Source organism: Paenibacillus sp. 1-18 (assembly GCF_000520755.1).
GTDB lineage: Bacteria > Bacillota > Bacilli > Paenibacillales > Paenibacillaceae > Paenibacillus > Paenibacillus brasilensis.
In genome coordinates this window covers 1-988 of the sequence record NZ_ASSB01000216.1, presented here as the reverse complement: position 1 = coordinate 988, position 988 = coordinate 1, and the positions used below count along the sequence as shown (strand labels likewise).

The following is a 988-nucleotide window of genomic DNA, read 5'->3' as shown; positions in this document are numbered from 1 at the left end:
AGCAGGTGTCGCACTTCATATTACAATCCGTCATTTAAAAAATAATAAAAACCCATAAATATTCAACAAAATGATCCTAGTTTGAGAAACATTCATTCCCACAAGTGGCAACACATGTGCCTTCGGTTTTACCATCACCACAACCAGTAGAACAATTGTAAATACTAAGAACCTGAGGCTCAACAGAACCTTGAGACTTGTATACTTGAACGTCCAGATCAAATAAGTTTTCAGCCATTGCATTCCCCTCCTTTCGATTAGATATACCATCACTTCTCCATTAGAGGAGAAGGATTTATATGGACAATACCCCAACCAGATCGTCACCTATTCGAAATATTGCCATATATCATGTAGCAATCTGTATGTATGATCTTTGTTGACAATAAGTTTTTCACCTAACAATGGTTTATACCTTGCTTACATAATAAAAAATATCACAAATCGAAAAATGTAAATCTATTGCTTTAAATGTATAACAAAATAATAATTATTCATTTTAATGTATTAATTTTAATATATGGTTATTTTATTTCCACTCTCATTCCTTTTTCAACATACAAAAAATAGCCCTTCAGTAATGTCTACCTCAGGGCTACCCTTTATATGAAAGATACGTTGCCAATCCAGCAATCGGTCTGTCGCCTACTCCAGCTCGACCCACTCGCCGAGCAATGTGTCCAGCTCCGCTTGCAGCCCTTCACGCGCGTCCCACAGCTCCGCCATGCGCGCTGTGTCACTGCTTGTGCCGAGCAGCTCCAGCTCGGCATCCGTCGCCGCCAATTCCGCTTCCTTAGCGGCAATAGCCCGTTCCAGCCGCTCGCTGGATGCAACAGGCGAGCGGGACGGCTTCGCGGCCTTCGCTCCGCGCGCGCCCGATTCCGCTCCAGCGTCGGACGACCACCAGCGACCCGCCGCCCCGGAGCGTGTACCGCTCGCATCGGCTCCGGTAGTCGCTCCTGTACGCGGATCCGCTCCCGCGCTATTA

At 45.6% G+C, this 988-nt stretch carries 2 protein-coding genes; both read right to left on the bottom strand.

What is annotated here, in order from left to right; genetic code table 11:
* Nucleotides 1–76: 76 nt before the first annotated feature.
* Entirely contained in the window at nt 77–238 is a 162-nt protein-coding gene (locus tag L693_RS30610) for an FDLD family class I lanthipeptide (RefSeq protein ID WP_197029933.1), read from the bottom strand.
* A gap of 407 nt (nt 239–645) precedes the next feature.
* Nucleotides 646–988, bottom strand: a 343-nt coding sequence (locus L693_RS28085; RefSeq protein WP_269320848.1) for an ABC transporter C-terminal domain-containing protein, incomplete at its 5' end; no start/stop codon positions are given.